Here is a 380-nt window from a genome sequence, read left to right as displayed (position 1 = left end):
GGAAACGGGTACAGGCGGTCGAGGCCGCGCCGGAGCCGGTCTGGATCGAAAAGCCCGGTTTGAAATAGCCGGAGTGCGCGATCACGTCCGCCGCCCGGCGGGCAATCAGCAGTTCACGCGGGTTGCTGGTCACGCGCGCCGCGCCGACGCTGATTTTCGCCGGGTCGCCCACTTCGTCCACCGGCACCACGAAGTCCACCTGATCCTGCACCAGACTGGCCGGCATGTTGGGGAACGGCACCAGACTTTCGGTCAGCAGCACCACCTTGCGGGCATAGTGCGCATCCACCATGGCGTAGCCGAGCGAGCCGCAGCGGGATTTCCCCGACGTGCCGTTGGCGTTGCCGAACTCGTCGCTGCTCGGCACCCCGAGGAATGCG

Annotated in this window: 1 protein-coding gene; it reads right to left on the bottom strand. The window is 67.1% G+C overall.

Annotated elements, in window-relative coordinates; all coding sequences use genetic code 11:
* A partial coding sequence (locus DDA898_RS00410; RefSeq protein ID WP_038909836.1) for a citrate lyase subunit alpha occupies nt 1-380 on the bottom strand: 380 nt, incomplete at both ends.

The organism is Dickeya dadantii NCPPB 898 (assembly GCF_000406145.1).
Lineage (GTDB): Bacteria > Pseudomonadota > Gammaproteobacteria > Enterobacterales > Enterobacteriaceae > Dickeya > Dickeya dadantii.
The sequence above is the reverse complement of the archived record's forward strand: the minus strand, read 5'-3'. Positions and strand labels throughout refer to the sequence as shown.